The sequence below is a fragment of the Arthrobacter sp. SLBN-53 genome, assembly GCF_006715585.1.
Taxonomy (GTDB): Bacteria; Actinomycetota; Actinomycetes; order Mycobacteriales; family Mycobacteriaceae; genus Mycobacterium; species Mycobacterium neoaurum_A.
The window spans coordinates 3,034,645-3,053,508 of record NZ_VFNN01000001.1 but is presented as its reverse complement, the minus strand read 5'-3'; the positions used below and the strand labels follow the sequence as shown (position 1 = coordinate 3,053,508).

General features: G+C 64.3%; 21 protein-coding genes. 11 read left to right on the top strand and 10 right to left on the bottom strand.

Annotated features, from left to right (window positions below; all coding sequences use genetic code 11):
* Positions 1-68: 68 nt before the first annotated feature.
* The 9 genes from FBY28_RS14655 to FBY28_RS14615 all read right to left on the bottom strand — a co-directional run bounded on the left by FBY28_RS14655 (position 69) and on the right by FBY28_RS14615 (position 8,037).
* On the bottom strand, positions 69-791 hold the full coding sequence (locus FBY28_RS14655) for an MgtC/SapB family protein (protein ID WP_141867909.1): 723 nt from the start codon (positions 789-791) through the stop codon (positions 69-71).
* Positions 792-1,145: 354 nt separating this feature from the next.
* On the bottom strand, positions 1,146-1,901 hold the full coding sequence (locus tag FBY28_RS14650; RefSeq protein ID WP_141867907.1) for an LppU/SCO3897 family protein: 756 nt from the start codon (positions 1,899-1,901) through the stop codon (positions 1,146-1,148).
* A gap of 92 nt (positions 1,902-1,993) precedes the next feature.
* Positions 1,994-2,752, bottom strand: coding sequence for a MerR family transcriptional regulator (locus FBY28_RS14645; RefSeq protein ID WP_141867905.1), 759 nt, complete (start codon positions 2,750-2,752; stop codon positions 1,994-1,996).
* Between the two features lie 9 nt (positions 2,753-2,761).
* Entirely contained in the window at positions 2,762-4,240 is a 1,479-nt protein-coding gene (locus FBY28_RS14640; RefSeq protein WP_141867903.1) for a flavin-containing monooxygenase, read from the bottom strand.
* Positions 4,237-5,157 (bottom strand): ferritin-like domain-containing protein, encoded by a 921-nt coding sequence (locus tag FBY28_RS14635; RefSeq protein WP_141867901.1) that lies wholly within the window; start codon positions 5,155-5,157, stop codon positions 4,237-4,239. Before FBY28_RS14635 ends, FBY28_RS14640 begins: the two co-directional genes overlap by 4 nt.
* An 11-nt stretch (positions 5,158-5,168) precedes the next feature.
* Positions 5,169-6,011, bottom strand: a complete 843-nt coding sequence (locus FBY28_RS14630) for an SDR family NAD(P)-dependent oxidoreductase (protein WP_141867899.1) — start codon at positions 6,009-6,011, stop codon at positions 5,169-5,171.
* Positions 6,012-6,160: 149 nt separating this feature from the next.
* Complete coding sequence (locus tag FBY28_RS14625; protein ID WP_141867897.1) at positions 6,161-6,886, bottom strand: SDR family NAD(P)-dependent oxidoreductase; 726 nt, start codon at positions 6,884-6,886, stop codon at positions 6,161-6,163.
* Positions 6,887-6,964: 78 nt separating this feature from the next.
* Positions 6,965-7,495 carry a GNAT family N-acetyltransferase gene (locus tag FBY28_RS14620; RefSeq protein WP_216847700.1) on the bottom strand — a complete coding sequence of 177 codons (531 nt, stop codon included), beginning with the start codon at positions 7,493-7,495 and terminating at the stop codon, positions 6,965-6,967.
* 98 nt (positions 7,496-7,593) lie between these two features.
* Positions 7,594-8,037 (bottom strand): MarR family winged helix-turn-helix transcriptional regulator, encoded by a 444-nt coding sequence (locus tag FBY28_RS14615; RefSeq protein WP_141867896.1) that lies wholly within the window; start codon positions 8,035-8,037, stop codon positions 7,594-7,596.
* Between the two features lie 23 nt (positions 8,038-8,060).
* Between FBY28_RS14615 and FBY28_RS26060 the strand changes: the two genes are divergently transcribed.
* Together FBY28_RS26060 and FBY28_RS14605 are read left to right on the top strand one after the other, a co-directional pair.
* Positions 8,061-8,273 (top strand): hypothetical protein, encoded by a 213-nt coding sequence (locus tag FBY28_RS26060; RefSeq protein ID WP_216847699.1) that lies wholly within the window; start codon positions 8,061-8,063, stop codon positions 8,271-8,273.
* Positions 8,274-8,344: 71 nt separating this feature from the next.
* Positions 8,345-9,343: a GlxA family transcriptional regulator gene (locus FBY28_RS14605; RefSeq protein WP_141867894.1), complete on the top strand. Its 999-nt coding sequence runs from the start codon at positions 8,345-8,347 to the stop codon at positions 9,341-9,343.
* A 328-nt stretch (positions 9,344-9,671) separates the two neighbouring features.
* Here FBY28_RS14605 and FBY28_RS14595 read toward each other — a convergent pair whose 3' ends face one another.
* Entirely contained in the window at positions 9,672-10,325 is a 654-nt protein-coding gene (locus FBY28_RS14595) for a DJ-1/PfpI family protein (protein ID WP_141867890.1), read from the bottom strand.
* A 166-nt stretch (positions 10,326-10,491) separates the two neighbouring features.
* Here FBY28_RS14595 and FBY28_RS14590 point away from each other — a divergent pair, with 166 nt between their 5' ends.
* From FBY28_RS14590 to FBY28_RS14550, 9 genes are all read left to right on the top strand, one after another.
* A complete protein-coding gene (locus FBY28_RS14590) occupies positions 10,492-11,193 on the top strand; it encodes an HD domain-containing protein (RefSeq protein ID WP_141867888.1) in 702 nt (233 codons plus the stop codon).
* 150 nt (positions 11,194-11,343) lie between these two features.
* Positions 11,344-11,805, top strand: coding sequence for a DUF4174 domain-containing protein (locus FBY28_RS14585; RefSeq protein WP_141867886.1), 462 nt, complete (start codon positions 11,344-11,346; stop codon positions 11,803-11,805).
* A gap of 115 nt (positions 11,806-11,920) precedes the next feature.
* Positions 11,921-12,448, top strand: a complete 528-nt coding sequence (locus FBY28_RS14580) for a CIA30 family protein (protein WP_216847698.1) — start codon at positions 11,921-11,923, stop codon at positions 12,446-12,448.
* A gap of 236 nt (positions 12,449-12,684) precedes the next feature.
* Positions 12,685-13,173, top strand: coding sequence for an SRPBCC domain-containing protein (locus tag FBY28_RS14575; protein WP_141867884.1), 489 nt, complete (start codon positions 12,685-12,687; stop codon positions 13,171-13,173).
* A gap of 133 nt (positions 13,174-13,306) precedes the next feature.
* Complete coding sequence (locus tag FBY28_RS14570; protein ID WP_141867882.1) at positions 13,307-14,434, top strand: hypothetical protein; 1,128 nt, start codon at positions 13,307-13,309, stop codon at positions 14,432-14,434.
* A 1-nt stretch (position 14,435) separates the two neighbouring features.
* Positions 14,436-15,218 carry an SDR family oxidoreductase gene (locus FBY28_RS14565; RefSeq protein ID WP_141867880.1) on the top strand — a complete coding sequence of 261 codons (783 nt, stop codon included), beginning with the start codon at positions 14,436-14,438 and terminating at the stop codon, positions 15,216-15,218.
* Complete coding sequence (locus FBY28_RS14560; protein ID WP_141867878.1) at positions 15,215-16,357, top strand: sulfotransferase family protein; 1,143 nt, start codon at positions 15,215-15,217, stop codon at positions 16,355-16,357. Before FBY28_RS14565 ends, FBY28_RS14560 begins: the two co-directional genes overlap by 4 nt.
* A 122-nt stretch (positions 16,358-16,479) precedes the next feature.
* Positions 16,480-18,300 (top strand): alpha/beta hydrolase, encoded by a 1,821-nt coding sequence (locus FBY28_RS14555; RefSeq protein ID WP_216847697.1) that lies wholly within the window; start codon positions 16,480-16,482, stop codon positions 18,298-18,300.
* Between the two features lie 97 nt (positions 18,301-18,397).
* Entirely contained in the window at positions 18,398-18,856 is a 459-nt protein-coding gene (locus FBY28_RS14550) for a lipoprotein LppJ family protein (protein ID WP_216847696.1), read from the top strand.
* Positions 18,857-18,864: the final 8 nt, after the last annotated feature.

Genomic DNA, 18,864 nt, shown 5'->3' with positions numbered 1-18,864 from the left:
AGCGTAGAGTCACGCAAGCGCTTGCGCATGCGCTTTCGCAAAAGTCGGTTCGCCGACCGCCAGGGTGCTCAGCGGTCGACCGCGTCCCGGTGCTCTTCGCTGTCGGCCTGCCAGCGCACGCTGGTCACCGACGGCTCCATGCTCAGCCTGCTGACGGCCGATTCCATCTGCCGATCGTCGCGCTGATCGCTGGCCAACTCCGCACGGACCTCGACGCCACCGCCGTCGATGTTGGTGCTGGCGATCGACTGCAGGCGGAAATCTGTGCGCGTCAGTGCCTGCACGATCAGTGCCCGGATATGGGCCTCGTGCTCGTCGCGTGTGGTCGCCACGAACAGATAGTTGGTCGGATGCTCGTCACCGGTGTCGGGACGCCGGTCCACGGCGCGGCCCAGGTAGCGCAGCGCGACGTTCACGGTGACGACGACGCCGGTGCCCGCCGCGGCGACCGTGAACAGACCGGCGCCACACAGCGCTCCCACAGCCGCCGAACACCACAGCGTGGCCGCCGTGTTGAGACCGCGCACGGTCAACCCATCTCGGAGGATGACACCGGCGCCCAGAAACCCGATGCCCGAAACGATCTGGGCCGCTACCCGGGTCGGGTCGGGCGTCCCCGAATCGCCGACGAAGCCGTGTGCGGACAGCAGCACGAACAGCGTCGATCCCACCGCCACCAGGGCGTTGGTCCGCAGGCCCGCCATCCGGGCTCGATATTGACGTTCCAGGCCGATCAACGTGCCCAGTCCCACACCGGCACCCAGCCGCAGCAGCATCTCCACGGTCGTCATCGCCGGACTCCTTTCGCATGGTGTCACCCGCCATGGCACCGGCATGGCGGGTGACGGGATCAGATGCGCGTTTCACGCGCGATTGAACGCGGCGATCCTTGGTGTTTGTTGTGGAGCGCCGCGGGATGTTCCGGCCACCGGGGCCGGGGAAATCAGATCAGCGGTGGGTGAACCGGAGGGAAACCGCGAGGGCGGCGTCCGCGCCGGGACGAATACTGCCACTGGGCATCAGGCCACACACCTCGCTTTCGGTCTCGACAGGCACCTGATCGTGCCCGGACCATTAGGACCCCGGTCGTAGAAAAAGTCAATCGCTATCCGGCCCCGCTGAGATGAGGATCACGAGACCAACTCTCACGGTGCGACGAAACAGTAGACCCGCGCCGGGTCGGTATAGGAAACCACCCGAGCACCGGCCGGACACCCGACCGCTTCGCTGGCACCGTCGACACGGCGCACCACCCGAATGCTGGCTCCCGGTTCTGCGCAACTGATGGGGGTGACGGTTCCACTGACGGCGTAGCAGTGGTTTTCACGCAGGTTCAACATGAAGCAATGGGTGCGTACCTCATTGGTGAGCGCCGGATAGCGGGGGCTGCGCCGCAGACCATCCGGACAGGTGGCCGTGCCGTCACCCTTGGACACCAGCTCCATCGTCGCATCCGACCGCCGGCAGTCGACGGGTTCGGAGTTCATCCGGCCCTGGTCGTAGGCCTGCGCCGTGATGCATTGACCTACAGCGACATTGCCCGTCGACTGCACACGGCCGGAGGACACCAGCGCCGAGAAGACATGTGCCGCACCGAGCACCAGCAGCACCACACCGACGACGATGGGGACGGTTCCCTTGCCCGCAGGTCGTGACGGACGCGGCGGTAGGTCTTCTGGTAGTCCGTCGAACTCGTCATAGGGGTCGGTGACCGTGTCATCATCGCCTGAAGACGCATTCGGGGCCAGCAGTCGATCGTCGTCGCGGCTGTTCCAACGGTTGAAGGCACGCCGTCGAACCAACCCGACGAGCAGTAACAACACCCCGACCGTCGGCAGTATCAGCGCGAAAGCCGCCTGCCCGAGGCGGTAGGACCACAGCCCGTCCGCCAGCACATCCATCGACACAGATCCCCCCACAGTGCTCTGTTCTGCGTAGCGTAACCGCTACACCGCAGAACGCGGGCAGGGATTTCCGGTGGCCGGCGAGCAGGTCACTTCCCGTCGGTGTCGGCGGCCTCGTATTGCTGGTACCGGCGCAGCTCGGTGCGCACCGCCTCGTCGAGCGCCCGGTCCAGACTGGCATGTGCCGATCGCCGGGCCACCCGCCGCATGGCGTCGACAAGGTCTGCCGCCCAGGCTAATTCAGTGTCGTTGGAGGGGTACCAACCGGCCCCGCGCTGCCGGACCACCTCGCTGTGACCCGCTCCCGCGAGCTCGCGGGCAGCCTCGTCGAGGCGGGCATCGACGGTGGCGGTGGTCTGCAGGATCGTCACCAGCGGCATACCCCGTGCGATCAACGTCGCGAAATCCTCGATGACGCGCTGATCCGGGACGAGAAACCGATCCGTTTCCTCGGTCTCCTCGATGATCCGGTCGGACAACAACCGGTCGAGCGTGCTCTCGTCGAGGGTGCCGAGTCGGCTCTCCAGCTCGGCGCGGGTCACGGTGACGGTAACCGGACGCGACCACGGCTCGGTGACCAGCTCGCCGAGATCTGTCAGGTCGAGCACCTGTGCCAGGTCCTGGCCCCGTTGCAGGCCGGTGAGGAATCTCAGGATGTGTTTGACCGTGAAACCCTCACCGAGCAAACGGATGATCGCCTCCAGCTGGCGCAGATGCCTGTCGGTGTAGATGGCCACCCGGCCGCGACGGTGCGGGCGCGGGAGCAGACCGCTTTCCTGGTACACCCGGACGTTGCGAGCGGTCGTCCCGGCGCGGCGAGCCAGGTCGTCTATCCGGTATTCGGTCACCGGCGAATCTTAAGCGCCGACCAGCTCGTCCACCGTGATGCGATAGTCGTGCAGGTCGAGGTTCTTGAGTTGATTGACGTACTGCGTCGCGAACCCGGGATACATCGTCGCGTTGAAGCCGTCCTCGGTCAGATACCAACTCTGGCATCCGGAATTCCAGGTGGTCGACTGCAACCGACGCTGGATGTCTGCGTTGTAGCGCTCCTGAGCGTCGGCACGCACGTCCAGCGCCTTCCAGCCGAAGCGCAACAGGGTTCCGATGGCCTTGGTGATGTAGTCGATCTGCGCCTCCATGTAGACCAGCGCCGAGCTGTGCCCCGGGCCGGAATTCGGCCCGAAGGTGAAGTACAGGTTGGGGTAACCGGACACAGCCACGCTGCGGTAGGCGTACGCCCCAGAACTCCATTCCGCAGCCAGTTCACGCCCGCCCGATCCGATGACCGGGAACGGAGTCCCGGCCTTGGAGACGTCGAAACCGGTGGCGAAGACGATGGCGTCGAACTGATGCTCGATACCTTCCACGGTGCGAATCCCACGCGGCGACAGCCGCGCGATCGGCCAGGTCACCAGTTTGCAGTTGTCGGCCTGCAACGCCGGGTAATAGTCGCTGGACATCAGCAACCGTTTGCACCCCGCCGAGAAATCGGGTTTGAGCTGCCGGCGCAGCCACGAATCCTTCACCTGCATCCGTAGATTGGCCAAGCTGAGCGCTTCCACGATGCGGGTCAACGGGGTGTCCCACACGACACCGAGGGCCACCGACTCGTGTCCCCAGAACCACGCCGACCGTGCCAGTTTCTCGGTCAGCGGCACCGAGCGGTAGAGGCGCCTGGCCCAGTCACCGGTCTCGGTGTTGACCCGCGGCAGCACCCAGCCGGGTGTGCGCTGGAAAACCTTGACCGAGTCCGCCACCTTGACCAGTTCGGGGATGATCTGCACCGCACTGGCCCCGGTGCCGACGACGGCCACCTTCTTGCCCGTGAAATCGTACTCGTGATCCCAACGCGCACTGTGGATCTTGTTGCCCTCATAGGTCTCGATACCCGGTATGTCGGGCAGGCTCGCATTGGCCAGCGGGCCGGATGCCATCACCACTGAGCGCGCCCTGACTTGCTCCCGATCGCGGAATCGGATCGTCCAGGTGCCGTCCGCGTCGTCATACTCGAGGGCCGTCACCTCGTGACCGAACTGGATGCGGGGCCTCAGATCGCAGGTGTCGACCATGCGGTTGATGTACTGCAAGATCTCGGCGCTGCCCGAGTAGGTGTGCGACCAGTCGGGGTTGGGGGCGAAGCTGTAGGAGTACAACCGCGAGGGGATGTCGCAGGCCGCGCCGGGATAGGTGTTGTCCCGCCAGGTTCCGCCGATATCGGCGCCGCGTTCGTAGATGACGAAATCGGTGATGCCCTCGTCGCGGAGGCGGATGGCCGCTCCGACCCCGGCGAACCCTGCTCCGATGATCGCGACGCTGCGGACGTCCGCGCTCATGCGACGGGCTCGTAGGTCAGCTCGTCCGACCAGGTCGGGGTGTAGCGCACCAGCGGCATCGGGATGGCGCCGGTCACCTTCACCAACGAGTCCGCCAGCCAGTGATACTTCGAGCTTCGGTCGATAACCTTCTTGCTGTGCCAGCTGATGAAGCGGTACATCGGAACCCGATTCACGTACTCGCTACGCTCACCGACGCTGCGGAACCGTCGCATCGCCTGGTACAACCGCTCCTCGTTGACTCCCATCGCGACGATGTTGTCGCGCATCTTGTTCAGCAGCGGGAAGTAGCTCAACGTGCCGATGACCAGGGCCGGGTTCATCCAACTTCCCACGAACTCCACCGCCAGCTTGCGTAGGTCCGCGTGACCCAGGATGTCCATCACCTCGAAATCGACTGCCAGGTGGCGTGACTCGTCGGAGTTGATGCGCTTGAACACCTCTTGGGCCACCGGGTCCTTGACCTCGTCGGTGATGAATTTGATCAGCGCCCCGTCCAGGGCGACTTCGAGCATCGGGATGACGGTGCCCAGGATGGACAGCGACATCCCGTCGGAGAACTTGTCCAGCCAGGTGATGACCAGCTGCACGTTCACACTCGGAGGCGGGATCTCGTCGTTGTCGAGCATGCCCCAACGTCGCATCAGTGCGAGCTCGGCGTTGGCGTGCTTCTGCTCCTCGGCGTGGAAATGCTCGTAGATGCTCTTCAAGGTCGGGGTCGGAGCCTTCTTGGCCAGCGCCGCGAAGCCTCGTGCACCGACGTTCTCGATCCACATGAGATCGGTCATGAAGGGTTTGAGCTTGGCCCAGAGCTCTTCGTCTATGAGCTCGGCTCCCGGTGCATCCCAGTCGATATCGACCAAGGACCATTGCTTGTCCTTGATCATCTGCAGCATCTTGTCCAGATCCATTGCCATGGTCGTTCCTTTCAGTTGGACGGGAGGAGCCGGCCGAGCAATCCGGCGCCGTGCGCGTAGAGGGCGGGCACGTGACGCTTCAGGTGCCATACGACCTTGGCGTCCAGTTGAGGCACCACATAGAGATTGCCGCGATCGTGTGCGTCGAGGGTGCGGGTGGCCACGCCCTCGGCGGAGACGCCGGTCCAGCGCGCCAGCTGCTGACTCAGGTTCATCGACCCGGGGGTGATCCGCCCGTCGGTGAACACATTGGTCTTGACGAAGGTGGGGCAGAGCACCGTCACCGCGATGTCGGTGCCGCTGAGTTCGGCTGCCAACGTCTCCGACAGCGACATCACGCCGGCCTTGGAGACGTTGTAGGCCGCCATCGAGGGCGCTGCGGCGAACCCCGCGGCCGAGGCCACGTTGATGATGCCGCCTCTGCCGGCGCGACGCAGGACCGGGGTGAACACCTCACAGCCGTAGATCACGCCCCACAGGTTGATCCCCAGGGCCCAGTCCCAGTCGTCGAAACCGATATCGCCGACCGGCTTTCCGCCGATTCCCACGCCCGCGTTGTTGATGACGCAGGTGGGAGCACCGCCGAAGATGTCCTCGGCCTGTTTGGCCAACTGTTCGATGGCACTGCGATCGGATACGTCGCACTGCACGGCATGTCCGGTGCCGCTTCCCAGGCTGTCGATGAGGGTGACCGTCTCCGCGGCCCGATCGAGGTCGATATCGGCGCAGATGACCTCGCCGCCACGCCGCGCGAGCTCCAGAGCGAAGGCGCGTCCGATACCGCTGCCCGCGCCGGTGACCACGGCCTTGGCATCGGCAGTGCGCCTCGGCCGACCGAAGAGGTTGCCTATCAAGAGGTCTCCTGGAGTTGCTCGTCGAATCGGCCCCCGACCAATCGACTGGTCGCCATAGCGAGGTCCGTCACACTCCAAAGACCATCACCAAATGTGCCATTTGTCAATGTCGCCTTTTGTCAGTGGCACATTTGTTACCGGCGAGACGGCTACCAGGGCAGCGCGCCCTCTCGCCCGATGAAAGTGCCCGCGGTGTACTCCCCGCAGGCAGCGCGCACGATCGGTTCGGCCCCCTGGGCAGCGGTCAGCGGTGCCTGATCACGGTTGATGGGTGAGAAGTCGGTCTGGACAAAACCGGGGTCGACCGATACCGCACGGATTCCGGAGGCGCTCAGTGCCTTGTCCAACGTGATGGTGATGCTGTTGAGGGCCGCCTTCGACGCCTGGTAGGCCGGGACGACGAGAGTGTCGGACGCGGCTGCCGACTGCAGCGTGAGTGACCCCATGAAGGACGAAACGTTGACGATGCGGGCATCCGAGCTCGCGCGCAACAGCGGCAGGAACGTCTCGATCATGTAGAGGACACCCAGGACATTGGTGTCGAAGGTGACGCGCACGGCGTCCGGGTGCACGAAGCCCGTCGTCGAGGGGTGTGACCACTCCCCCGCGACGCCGGCATTGTTCACCAAGACGTCGAGACGGTCGTGTCGATGCCGCACCCGCTCCAGCAGGCGGCTCACACTCTCCGGTGATGTCACGTCGAGGAGTTCCGCCTCCACCAGGACACCGCGTCCCGCCAGTTCCTCGGTGGCGGCCGCCAGCGTCGCTGTCGTGCGACCGGTGATGATGACGGTGGCGCCGAGAAGGCCGAGCGCGGAGGCGGTTTCGAACCCGATTCCTCGGGAGCCGCCGGTGATCAGAACGATGTCGGTCATGATGCCCTTTCTGAGTGCAACCGCCGACGACGCTAGATCCGCCGCTCATCAGGCGCTGGCGGATTTGCGACCTCGCACTCAGCGTTGCGCAGGCACACTCCCGCCCACCATCCGCTCGTAGCGCACTTCGTGGACCAGATCGGCGCCGATGTCATCGGTTCGCTCCGTACCGTTGAAGCGCCATCCCGCACACTCGTAGAAGCGGCGAGCCCGCACGTTGCCCGAAAGGACCCACAGACCGGCCTTTTCGCACCCCTGCCGCGATAGTTGAGCACAACCGGCGGCCAGTAACCGGCGGCCGAGTCCTTGCCCCCATCGGAGCGGGTCGACATAGATCGCCCAGATTTCGCCGGCGCCCGCGAGATCGGCGTCCCTGCTCAGCCCGGTGGTGACGTGGCCGCAGATGGTCTCCCCATCGACGGCGACCTGAGTGAAGGGACCGCCGGGGTCCATCCGCTCGAAGCCGTAGCGTCGCGCCCTGTCCTCGGGGCGAAGCCCGTCGAGGTAGTGCTGGGAGATCAAGCCTCGGTAGCCCACCTGCCATGCGCGCACGTGCGCCTCGGCCACACCCATCGCATCGTGTGCCGTTGCGGGCCTGATATCGACCACCGCCGCCTCCCCCGATAGTGAACGGTGACATCGTCTCAGGCGAACAGGGTTGAGCCAAAGCATTTTCTACGGCAGGGTCGCGTGCCGCCCCACAGCCGTCACCAATGCCAGGCGGTGCCACCAACGTTGGTGATGGTGCGCTGCAATACCTCGATGGTGGTGGCGTAGTCCTCGTCGGATATCCCCTGGCGTCGCTCGTCATTGAGTTCCTTCTGCACCTCGGCGGCGGCGTCAAACTTCTGCACGCCCAGCTCCGTCAGGCGGACGTGATCACCTGCGCGACCGAGCCACCCTTTTTCGACGCCGGCCGCGATCGCACGCACGATGCTCTCGTCGGACTCATTTGGGCCGACGATCGACACGAGTTCTGCCTCCCTCATGCCGCGCGAGTGCATCGACAACTGGTGCAGCACCCACCACTCCGGCTGGCTGACATCCAGATCTGACAGTCGGCCGCGGGTACGCGCCTGGATGGCTTCTCCTGCGCGAACTGACCAGAAACCGAGGGGTTGTAGCGCAGCGGGCTGCATGTCTCTTGGCATGGTCCGACGGTAGAACCTCAACGATGGTTGACGTCAAGACGCCCGATCAGCAGGTCGGGATTCTTCGGGCGCATAGATCAGATGATCTGTTTTCAGATCACCTCTTCAGAAAAGAGAGTTCGTCCTACGTTCGGAGCATGCCGACCACCCCGGTGCATACGCAGTCGTTCATTCGTTCCGCGCAACGCGCACAGATCGTCGCCGCCGCCATCGACGTCATTGCCGAGGTCGGGTAACGACAGGGCCGCTATGGCATGATTCCGGCGGCAGGAGCGAATTTTGCCAGGCTCGTGACTACGCTGCCAGCATGCGCAAAGTTGCGATCTTGGTTGTCGACGACGTCATCGCGTTCGACGTGGGCATTCCCGTCGAGGTCTTCGGACGGGTTCGGCTGCCCGACGGCGCAAACGGATACCGCGTGCAGGTGTGTGGCACCGAGCCGCTGGTGTCCGCCGGCCCGCTGCGCATTGCCACCGACCATGGCCTGGAGGCACTCGCCGACGCGGACATCGTCATCGTGCCTGGCCGACAGACCGTCGAGACGCAGACCCCGGCCGCGGTGGTCACAGCACTACGCGCCGCCTACGCTGCCGGCGCCACCATCGCCTCGATCTGCACGGGCGCATTCATTCTGGCCGACGCGGGCCTGCTCGACGGTAAGCGCGCGACCACTCACTGGGCCGCGGCGGACCTGTTCCGCGCGATGCATCCTGACGTGAATCTGGACCCCGACGTCCTCTATGTCGACGAAGAGCGAATCCTGACATCGGCGGGCGCTTCGGCGGGGGTGGACCTCTGCCTGTACATGGTGCGGCGCGACCATGGCGCCGCCACGGCCGCCACCGCCGCGAAGCTTGCTGTGGCACCGCTTCACCGCAGCGGTGGTCAGGCACAGTTCATCGTCCGAAACCAGCTTCCTGTCGGCATGATCGGCGAACAGGCCCACCTGAACGGAGTGCTCACCTGGATCGAACAGAACGCCCACCGCGAACTGACATTGGCCGATATCGCCGGGTACGCCGCAACGAGTATTCGGACACTCAACCGACGTTTCCAGACCGAAACCGGCCAGACGCCCATGCAGTGGGTCACCGGGGTGCGCATCCGGCATGCCCAGGAACTGCTCGAGCAGACGTCGCACAGCATCGAGCGAATCGGGCGCGAAGTAGGTTTCACCTCGGCGGCGAACTTCCGTGAGCAGTTCCGCAGGGTCAGCGGCGTCGCCCCGCAGAGCTACCGAAATACGTTCAAAGAGCGCTCCTCCGACGCCGACCAACCACCACGCTCGTCGCTGGCGACCGCTTAGCTTGACCGACGCAATCGCTCAACAGCGTGTACCGACCACGGTCGACCTCGGTAGACGACCCGCCCGCGAATGCCCGCTGAGCTGATCACCTTGGACGAGAACGTCGAAATCGAGGGTGAGTCTCATCGGTTTGGTGACGCTCTGCCGCCATCGCACTCGCTGACCGCCTCCCTCCCGAGCCACCGCAATGTCGGTGCAGGGCACCGTTTCGCCCTTTCCGGTGGCGATGCCGGTCACGCCACTTTCGTCGCGGTCGAAGCGGTAGACGACGTGCAGAGATCCAACCGGCGTCTTGATTCGGACATCCCAGTTACCGACGATGCTCACCTCACACCGCCTGGGGCGCGCGGCCGGTATTGGTCCACACCGTGCCACGGCTCTCGTAGGCGAACATCGCCTCCACGGCCAAAGAGATCCGCGGGCCGAAGCTGCGCCGTAGGAGGTAGAGCGCAAGATCCAGGCCCGATGTCACCCCGCCGGCCGAGATCAGATTGCCGTCGTCGACCACTCGGGCCGCGATCGGGATCGCCCCGGCAGCCTCGAGCACATCAACTCCCAGATGGTGGGTGTTGGCGTGCCTGCCCTCGATCAAGCCCGCCATCGCCAAGGCCAAGGCACCACCGCAGACTGTCGCCACCGTGACATCGGGATTCGTCAGCGCCTGCTGGATCAGCGGGATCGCGGCAGTCTCCCCGAACCTGGCGAGGAGGACCGGGATGGTGTCGACCTCGTCCGGATCTCCTTCCACCGGCCCGACAGCGCCCGGGACCACGATGTAACCCGGCTTCGTCGGGTCGAGCTGGGCCGTTGCCGTGAGTGACAGGCCGAGGCTGCCGCTGACGACCACGCGGGCACCCTCGGCGGAAACCAGTTCGACGACCAGTTCGCCACCGAGAAGCTGGCCCCCGAAGGCGAGGACTTCGAAAGGGGCGATCACGTCGAGGGGGTCGAAGCCGTCGAACAACACAATCTGTGCATGCATGTGGGCCATGTTCATCGATTCACGGCGTTTGCCCCAGTAGCCAGATGGACACGTATAGCCGGAATCTGGCCAGCCGTGCCCGCCCCGTCGCTTGCTGTCCAGATTCCGGCGGCAGTTGGCTGTCCAGCCTCTGGCGGCGCGCCGGCGGGATAGGCACAGTGACGTCATGGTCACCCAAGATTCGGCCGAGACAGCCGCTTCCCGCCAGGCCACTGTGTGGAACTTTCCCGACTCCGCCATCTGCACAGCGGCTTTCGCGCTCGCCGACGATGTATCCCCCGAGTTCCTGCACAACCACTGCGTTCGCGGCTATCTGTTCGGACGCGAACTCGCGGCCGCCCAGGGCTTACGCGGCGGGGTCGACTATGACGAGGAGACGGTGTTCCTGGCCACGATCCTGCACGACCTGGGTGTTACCGCCTACGGACGGGGCGATCAGCGATTCGAGGTCGATGGCGCAGACGCAGCCGCACATTTCCTGCGTGAGCGGGGTTTCGACGAGGACCGCACGGCAGTGGTCTGGCAATCGATTGCACTGCACACAAGTGTCGGCCTGGGCCATAGGTTCGGCACCGAACAAGCGGTCTGCCACGGCGGGATCGACATGGATGTTCTTGGTGCGCAGCGGGAGTTGCTCCCAGCCGGCTTCGCTGACCGCGTACATGCGGCGTGGCCACGCCACAATCTGGGATTCGCCATCGCAGAAGCGATCGGTCGCGACACGCAGGCCAATCCGGGCAAGGCCCCGCCCTTCTCATTCCCTGCGCATGTGCACGAAGTGGTCAACAAGGCAGCTTCCGTCGGTTTTGCGGAGCTGGTGGCGGGCTCAGGTTGGGGTGATTCGTACTCAATCGAGTCCACCGCCTGAGCGTTCGTCACAGATTGCATTGTCGAATTTGTCGTCACACTCAAAGCCCCTGGGGAGGTAAGAACGACATGCGCGCCGTTCGTGTTGGTTAGCGAGCACCCGATGCGGGGTACTTGTCCATGGCGACGCCGACGTGCGGAGGAGGTTGTCATGGGAGCCGCCGTGCGTTCCCTACTCGTTCTCACCATGATGGGTTTCGCCGTCCTACTCGGGTCGGGCATGGCCAGGGCCGGTGAGCTGGACGGCTATCTGTGGAACCACCGGCCGCTGCTGGTGTTCGCGCCCAGTGCCGACGACCCTCGACTCATCGAGACACTGGCTCGCGTCGAGTCCAGCCGTTGTGAGTTCACCAGTCGCGACATGGTGCTCGCTCAGGTGCTTGCCGCCGGGACCAGCAAGCTCGACGGCCGAGTGCTCGAGGCCGACGCTGCCCGTCAGTTGGCGGACCGATACGGAGTCCGCGACACCAGCTTCGCCGTGCTGTTGATCGGCAAGGACGGCGGCCAGAAGTGGCGCGTCGACACGGTCCCGAACCTGCAGACGGTGTACGCCGTGATCGACGGAATGCCGATGCGCGGCCAGGAGATGGGTGAGGACAACAGTGCGTGCTGACACCGGATACCCATCACTGCGCGAGAAGATCGGTCGCACTTGCGTCCTGTTCATCGGCGCATGTACGGCGTTCTCGCTCGTCGCATGTAATGGCGCCGTTCAGGCAGAGGAGCCGGTGTCCTCGTCGCCTCCCGCCTCGGATGTCGTTGTCGTCGATCTCGGTGTCGCCGACGAGGCCGCTGAGTGGACGACCATGAATGATCCCGTCATGGGTGGCAGATCGACGTCCGAGGTCGCGTTCGACGATGGCGGCCTGCGGTTTTCGGGAAACATCTCGTTGGACAACAACGGTGGGTTCGCCTCGACGCGCGGACCACTGGACCCCGATATCGGCCGCAAAGCCACGGGCGCGCGGTCTTTCGGAGTGCGCGCCGAGGGGGACGGAAAGACATATCTGTTGAAGGTGCGTGACAGCACCCAGCCCTGGTCATATGTTCAGCGCTTCGCCACCGAAGCGGGCGCCGCGCGAACCTACGACCTGCCTGTCGAGCGCTTCGAACCCGTCGGCATGCGCCTAGATCCCGAGCCCGATGCACCCCAGACCCTCGATCCTTCGACGATCGACCAGGTCGCGGTCTACATCCTGGACAAGCAGCAGGGCCCCTTCCGGATCACCATCGACGCCATCACCGCCACGATCTGAACGAGCTCCTCTCCTCGCTGCTGCAGTCAAAGCGCGAGACACGCAACGAGCCCTCCCGATCGATCGGTATGCGCAATCATCGTGTTCGAGTGCGGAGTACCGGCGCAGTTCCAGCGACGCCATCCCACTGACCGACACCGAGCGACGACTGGGCACCGAAACCGTGCCACGATGTGGCCCACAACCGATCGCGCCGCGGATTCCCTTTTCCTGCAGCGTTTCTCATAGGAGTGCTGATGCAAGAGCTCGAGATCCCTCATTACGACCCGAAGACGTTGGTGCGTTCTGTCACCGTGGAGATCGACGCTCCAACGGATGTCGTTTGGGCTGTACTGGTGGACCTGGACAGCTATCCGGCATGGAATCCATTTTGCGTCTCGGCAGTATCGACACTCGAACTCGGCGACCCCGTTCACATGGTGCTGACCGATTACGCCGGCGGGGAGGGCACATTCAACAATACCGAGTTCATCTGCGCCGTTGTCCCCGAGCGGTTGCTGTCATGGGAACTGGTCGCCACCGACGAGTCCCCGTACGCAGCGCGCAGAGACCAAGTGATCGAGCGGATCGATGCCGAGCGATGCCAGTACTACTCGACGGATGCCTTTCTCGGCGACCATTCCCACGACATCATGCGCGAGACCGGGGACTGGGTGAAACGGGCCTTCGACGACACCGCGCTGGCGTTGAAGCAGCGGTGCGAACTGCTGTACGCCGAACGCTGAACCTGCCGGGTCCCACTCGTCGCCCAGTGCACCTGTAAACCTGGGTAAAAATACCAACATTGCCCAAAAAGTGTTCCGCTGAGCGGAATTGCCCAAGTGACAGCCACATTGGCTATCACTAGCGTCCCAGACCATGACCTCAGAGCCGCTGGCCGACGCGATCCGTGAAGCAGAAGAACTGGTCAGAGCCGCGCCACACATCGACAATGACAACGACCTCGCCGAGGGTTTGCAGTATCTGGCCGGAGGCATTGCGGCGTGCACCCACCAAGCCCTCTATCAGTCCCCGGACCATCCCATTCTCCTGACCGGTACCGGTCCGTTCACCAAGATGGGTCTCGACAATCCGGATACGTTGTATTTCGGCACAAAGATGCAGGCCGGCTTCGAGTACGTCGTCAGGGGGATTCGCGGAACCACCACCGACCTGAGCTTTCAGTACCTCGCCGGCGAGTACACCGACGACACCGTGCCTGAAAGCGAAGTGGCCTTTGACGACCGTGATCTCAACATCGCTGAAGATGGCTTCTTCGAATGGCGATTCGTCCCACAGCGCCCGGGTCAGCTGGTCATTCGTGAAGTCTATGGCGACTGGTCGCAACGTCGAGGGAGTCTGACGATCCACCGTACCGATACGGTGGGCACAGCTCCGCCGACGTTGACCACCGAACTTGTCGAGCAGCAATTCAGGCTTGTTGCATCGCAATTGGTCAACAGAGTGAAGACCTGGTTGCAGTTTCCGCAGTGGTTCTATCTGAATCTCCCAGTCAACACGGCGGTAGCTCCGCGTTCCACCCCCGGCGGTCTCACCACCCAATATTCGTCGGCGGGACATTTCGCGCTCGAGCCGGACCAGGCACTTGTCATCACAGTCCCCATGTCTGATGCCCCCTACCTGGGATTTCAGTTGGGGAACATGTGGTACACGTCGCTGGATTACATCAACCATCAAACCTCGCTCAACGGCGCGCAGATGCAGGTCGACCCCGACGGTTTGGTCCGTATCGTTGTCAGCGAACAGAACCCTGGCGTGACCAACTGGGTCGAAACCCTTGGTCACCGCCGTGGCTACCTGCAGTTCCGGTGGCAACGATTGACGCGCCGGCTTACCGAGGCCGACGGTCCGACGGTTCAACTCGTGAGCTTCTCCGAGATTGCCGACGCACTGCCCTTCCATGCCGAGAACGCCATCTCCGCCGACGATTGGCGATCTCGAATAGCTCTGCGCCAAGCTCAGATCGGCCAGAGGATGCTCGGCTGATATGGCGGGATTGCTGAGCGACAAGGTCATTGTGATCACCGGTGTCGGGCCGGGCTTGGGCACCACTTTGGCGCGGCGGTGCGCCCAGGAGGGAGCCGATCTGGTGCTGGCGGCGCGATCGGCGTCACGGCTCGACGCGGTCGCGGACAGCGTGGCAAGTCTCGGTAGGCGTGCGCTGGCAGTGCCCACCGATATCACCGTGGACAGCGACGTGAAGGCGCTTGCCGAGCGAGCACTATCCGCCTACGGAAAGGTCGACGGCTTGGTCAGCAACGCCTTCATGTATCCATCCATGCAGCCGTTCGCCGGAACCACATTCACTCACATCCGAGACTCCCTGGAGCTCACGGTCCTCGGCGCTCTCCGCACCATCCAGGCCTTCACCCCGGCGCTCGCCGAATCGCACGGATCGATTGTCAATCTCAGTTCGATGGTCATTCGACACTCCGACCCATTGTACGGCCCCTACAAGCTGGCGAAATCGGCGCTGTTGGCCATGTCTCAATCCCTGGCGAGTGAACTGGGCGAGCGCGGGATACGCGTCAATTCTGTTGCCCCTGGCTATATTTGGGGTCAGGTCCTCAAGGACTATTTTCGGCAACAGGCGGAAGACTCCGGAGTTTCGCTCGATACGGTCTATGCCGCAGCGGCCGGATCATCGGATCTCAAACGTTTGGTGACAGAAGACGATGTCGCCTCGGCGATCCTCTTTCTGATAAGCGATTTGGCCAGCGGTGTCACCGGCCAGACTCTTGACGTCAACTGTGGGGAGTACAAGGCATGACCTCCTCGACAGAGGTGGGTACCGCGGAAGCACTCTGCAGGCAGGCGATCGAGATTGCCGGTCACAGCGACTTCGGCGACCCATCCGACAACTTCGCCGAGGCATTGGATGTGCTACTCGAAAGCTACGCGCATGAAGCCGATCTGACGCCGCACGGGGCCACGATGACACGCCATTACCTCCGCTCGGGTTTGGTGGCGCGCCTCCTGAGCGAGGCTGCCTGGAAGCGCCACCCTGACTACACGGACGTGGAGATCACGCAACCCATCTTCGTCACCGGTCTACCTCGAACCGGCACCACCGCGCTGCACCGCCTACTCGGGGCCGACCCCGACCACCAGGGCCTGGAGCTCTGGCTGGCGGAGTACCCCCAGCCCCGTCCCCCACGTGATCAATGGGAATCCATCGCGGAGTATCGAGAACTCAAGGCCTACTATGCGAAGGCACATCAGGAGAATCCCGATTTCCTGGGCCTGCATTACATCGCCGAAGACGTCCTCGAGGAATGCTGGCAGCTTCTCCGCCAGTCCTTGCATTCGGTGTCCTACGAATCACTGGCCCACATTCCCAGCTACACACGCTGGTTGGCCAGCCAAGACTGGACGCCGTCATTCCGGCGGCATCGCAAGAACCTCCAGCTGATCGGATCGAACGAACCGCACAAGCGTTGGGTGCTCAAGAATCCCAGCCATCTGTTTTCTCTCGACGCCATCATGGCGGTCTACCCCGATGCGTTGATCGTCCAATGTCACCGCCCGCCCGAAACTCTGTTGGCATCGATGTGCTCGTTGGCCGAGCACAGCACCAAGGGTTGGTCGAACACCTTCGTCGGCACTCAGATCGGCCACGACGTACTCGATACCTGGGCACGCGGGATCGAGCGCTTCAACACCTCACGCGCAAAGTACAACCCCGAGCAGTTCTGCGATGTCGACTACTTCGACTTCATTGCCGATCCCGTCGTTGCGGCCGTCGGGGTGTATCGCCACTTCGGTGTGCCACTGAGCGATGACGCGATATCGGCGATGAAACTCGCCCATCTGGAGGGTAAGGCAGACCATCGTGCACCCAAGCACCGGTACACGCTGGAGAACTACGGGCTGACCGCCGACCAAGTACACGAGCGATTCGGCAGCTAGCCCACCCCACCCGGCCGCGCTCTCGCCGCACGGCATCAGTCCTGCGCCGCGAAACTGGTGCCCGACTGACTCTTTTGCCCGTGCGACGATGGGATGCGGAGACGAGGGGGCATAAGTTGTCGGTGACGGTGTCGACGGTGCAGGCGTCGCGACCTGAGCAGTTGGTCGCTTCCGCCGCCGACCTCGGCACCAAGGTCGCCGCTCTCGATACGACGATGGCGGCACAACGCCAGGCGCTGGCGCAACTGAGGTCCTCGTGGCAGGGTCAGGCGGCGTCGGCGGCGATCATCAAAGCCGAGCAGAACCTCAATCGCCAAGAAGAACTGCGCGCCCGGCTCTGCGCGCTGCAGCAGGCACTCCACACCGGCGGCACACAGCTGGGCTTCACCCGCACCGGGCTGCTCGCCACCGTCACGATGCTGCGGGCGGCCGGCTGGCGGGTCGCCGATGACGGGACCGCCACCGCGCCTCCGCTACCCGCGATCCTGCGACTGATGGCCCCGGCATGGACCGCCATCTTGCAGAAGCTGCTCGCGGTGTTCGGGCAGATCGACGCGCAGACCGCCGCCGCCATCCAGTCCTCCATCGGTGGCCCGGTGCCCCAGACTCCGCCGGGAACCCTCGGTGATCCGCGCCGGCTACCGGCGTCCGGGACCAGCCCCGAAGACGTCAAGAAGTGGTGGGATTCGCTGAGCCAGTTCGAAAAGAGCCAGCTGATCGCCGACCACCCTCCCGAGCTCGGCAATCTCAACGGAATCCCGGCCGAGGTCCGCGATCAGGTGAACCGGGCCGTGCTCGCAGACGATGTGGCTCGGGTGACCGACGCGGCCGACCAGCATGGCGTCTCCACCGGCGATGTGCTGGCCAACCCCGGCAACTATGGGCTGACCCCGGCGGACGCCACCCGCTACAGCAATGCCGTGCAGACCCAGAAGGGGCTGAACAAGACCGCCGACCCCGAGGACGCCAACCGGCCGACGCTGCTCTGGGCTTATGACCCACTGGCGTTCAACGGCGAGGGCAAGGCCGCCATCGCCATCGGCAATCCGGACAAGGCTCAGAACACCGCGGTGGTCGTCCCCGGCACCGGCAGCAGTGTGAAAGCAGGTTGGTTGGAGGGCGACAACGCCACCAACCTGTACGACCAGATGATCGCCGCCGATCCCGACGAGCCCACGTCGGTCATCGCCTGGATGGGCTATGACACCCCCGACAGCCCCACCGACCCGGCCATCGCCACACCGACGCTGGCCCGCGCCGGGGGTGACCTGCTGGCCGCCGATGTCAACGGCCTGGCCGCCACCCATGAGGGCGTGCCCGCAAACCTCACCGTCATCGGCCACTCCTACGGGTCCACCACGGTGGCCGATGCGTTCGCCGGCAGCGGCATGAAGGCCGACAATGCGGTGTTGATCGGCAGCCCGGGAACAGACTTGGCCAACAGCGCGTCGGATTTCCATCTGCCCGAGGGCGGCAAGGTGTACGTCGGGGCCGCCTCCACCGATCCGGTCAGCTGGATCGGCCAGGCCGGCCCGATCCCCGACATCATCAACCGCGAGCTGAACTACCCGTTGGGTTTGGAGGCCGGCCTGGGCCGAGACCCTGCCGGCGACGGCTTCGGTTCGGTGCGCTTCGATGCCGAGGCGGTGGGACGCGACGGTTTGTCCTTCGGCGATCACTCGAAGTACTACCAGGTGGGCAGCGAATCCCTGCGAGCGATGACGGATATCGCCACCGGTGATGCGGATACCCTCGGCGACAATGGACTGCTGGCCGAGGGGCGACGGCAACCGCATATCGGACTGCCCGACAAGATCGATCTCCCGGGACTGCCCCCGATCGACCTGCCCGACTGGGACACTCGAATACCTGGCCTACCCGCACTCAATGATCCCGAAGGGGACCGTCCACGAGGATCGATCACCAATGACCATGGCTACTGAGATCACCGACGACACGGCTGTCGCCGGTCCCGTTCGACGGATCGCGGCCGCCGGCATCGTTGCCTTGTCTGTATTGCTGTTGGGAGGATGTACTGACATGAGTTCACCTTCGGATGCCTCCGGTGAGCTGGACGGCCCCGCGCTGAGCGATGACCAGATACGCGCGCAGGTGGTCGAGCCCGCCCGTCAGATCGTGCGTTCCGCGCGTCTGCAGGGCGTCAGCGGATCCTTCAAGTTCGGCGCGTGCAACGACCAGAACGAGCCGCCGTTCCGCGGTATCGCCGGTTTCCGCTTCGCCGTTCCCGCCGGCACGCCACCGGATACCTATCTGGCGCAGGTCGAGGCGACGATGGTCGACCAGGGCTGGACCCCCGGGCCCCCGCCGGGGGCGATGCCGCACGGCAGGGTGGTCCACCAGGGCAAGATTATGGCGATCCTGACCGAACATCAGGGCGGTGGACGAGTCCAGGTGCTCGGCGAATGCCGGAGTACCACCGATCAGGTGAAAGCCGGTGGCATGCAACCGGTGTCGATCACCGACGAGCTGAGATCATAAGGTCGACC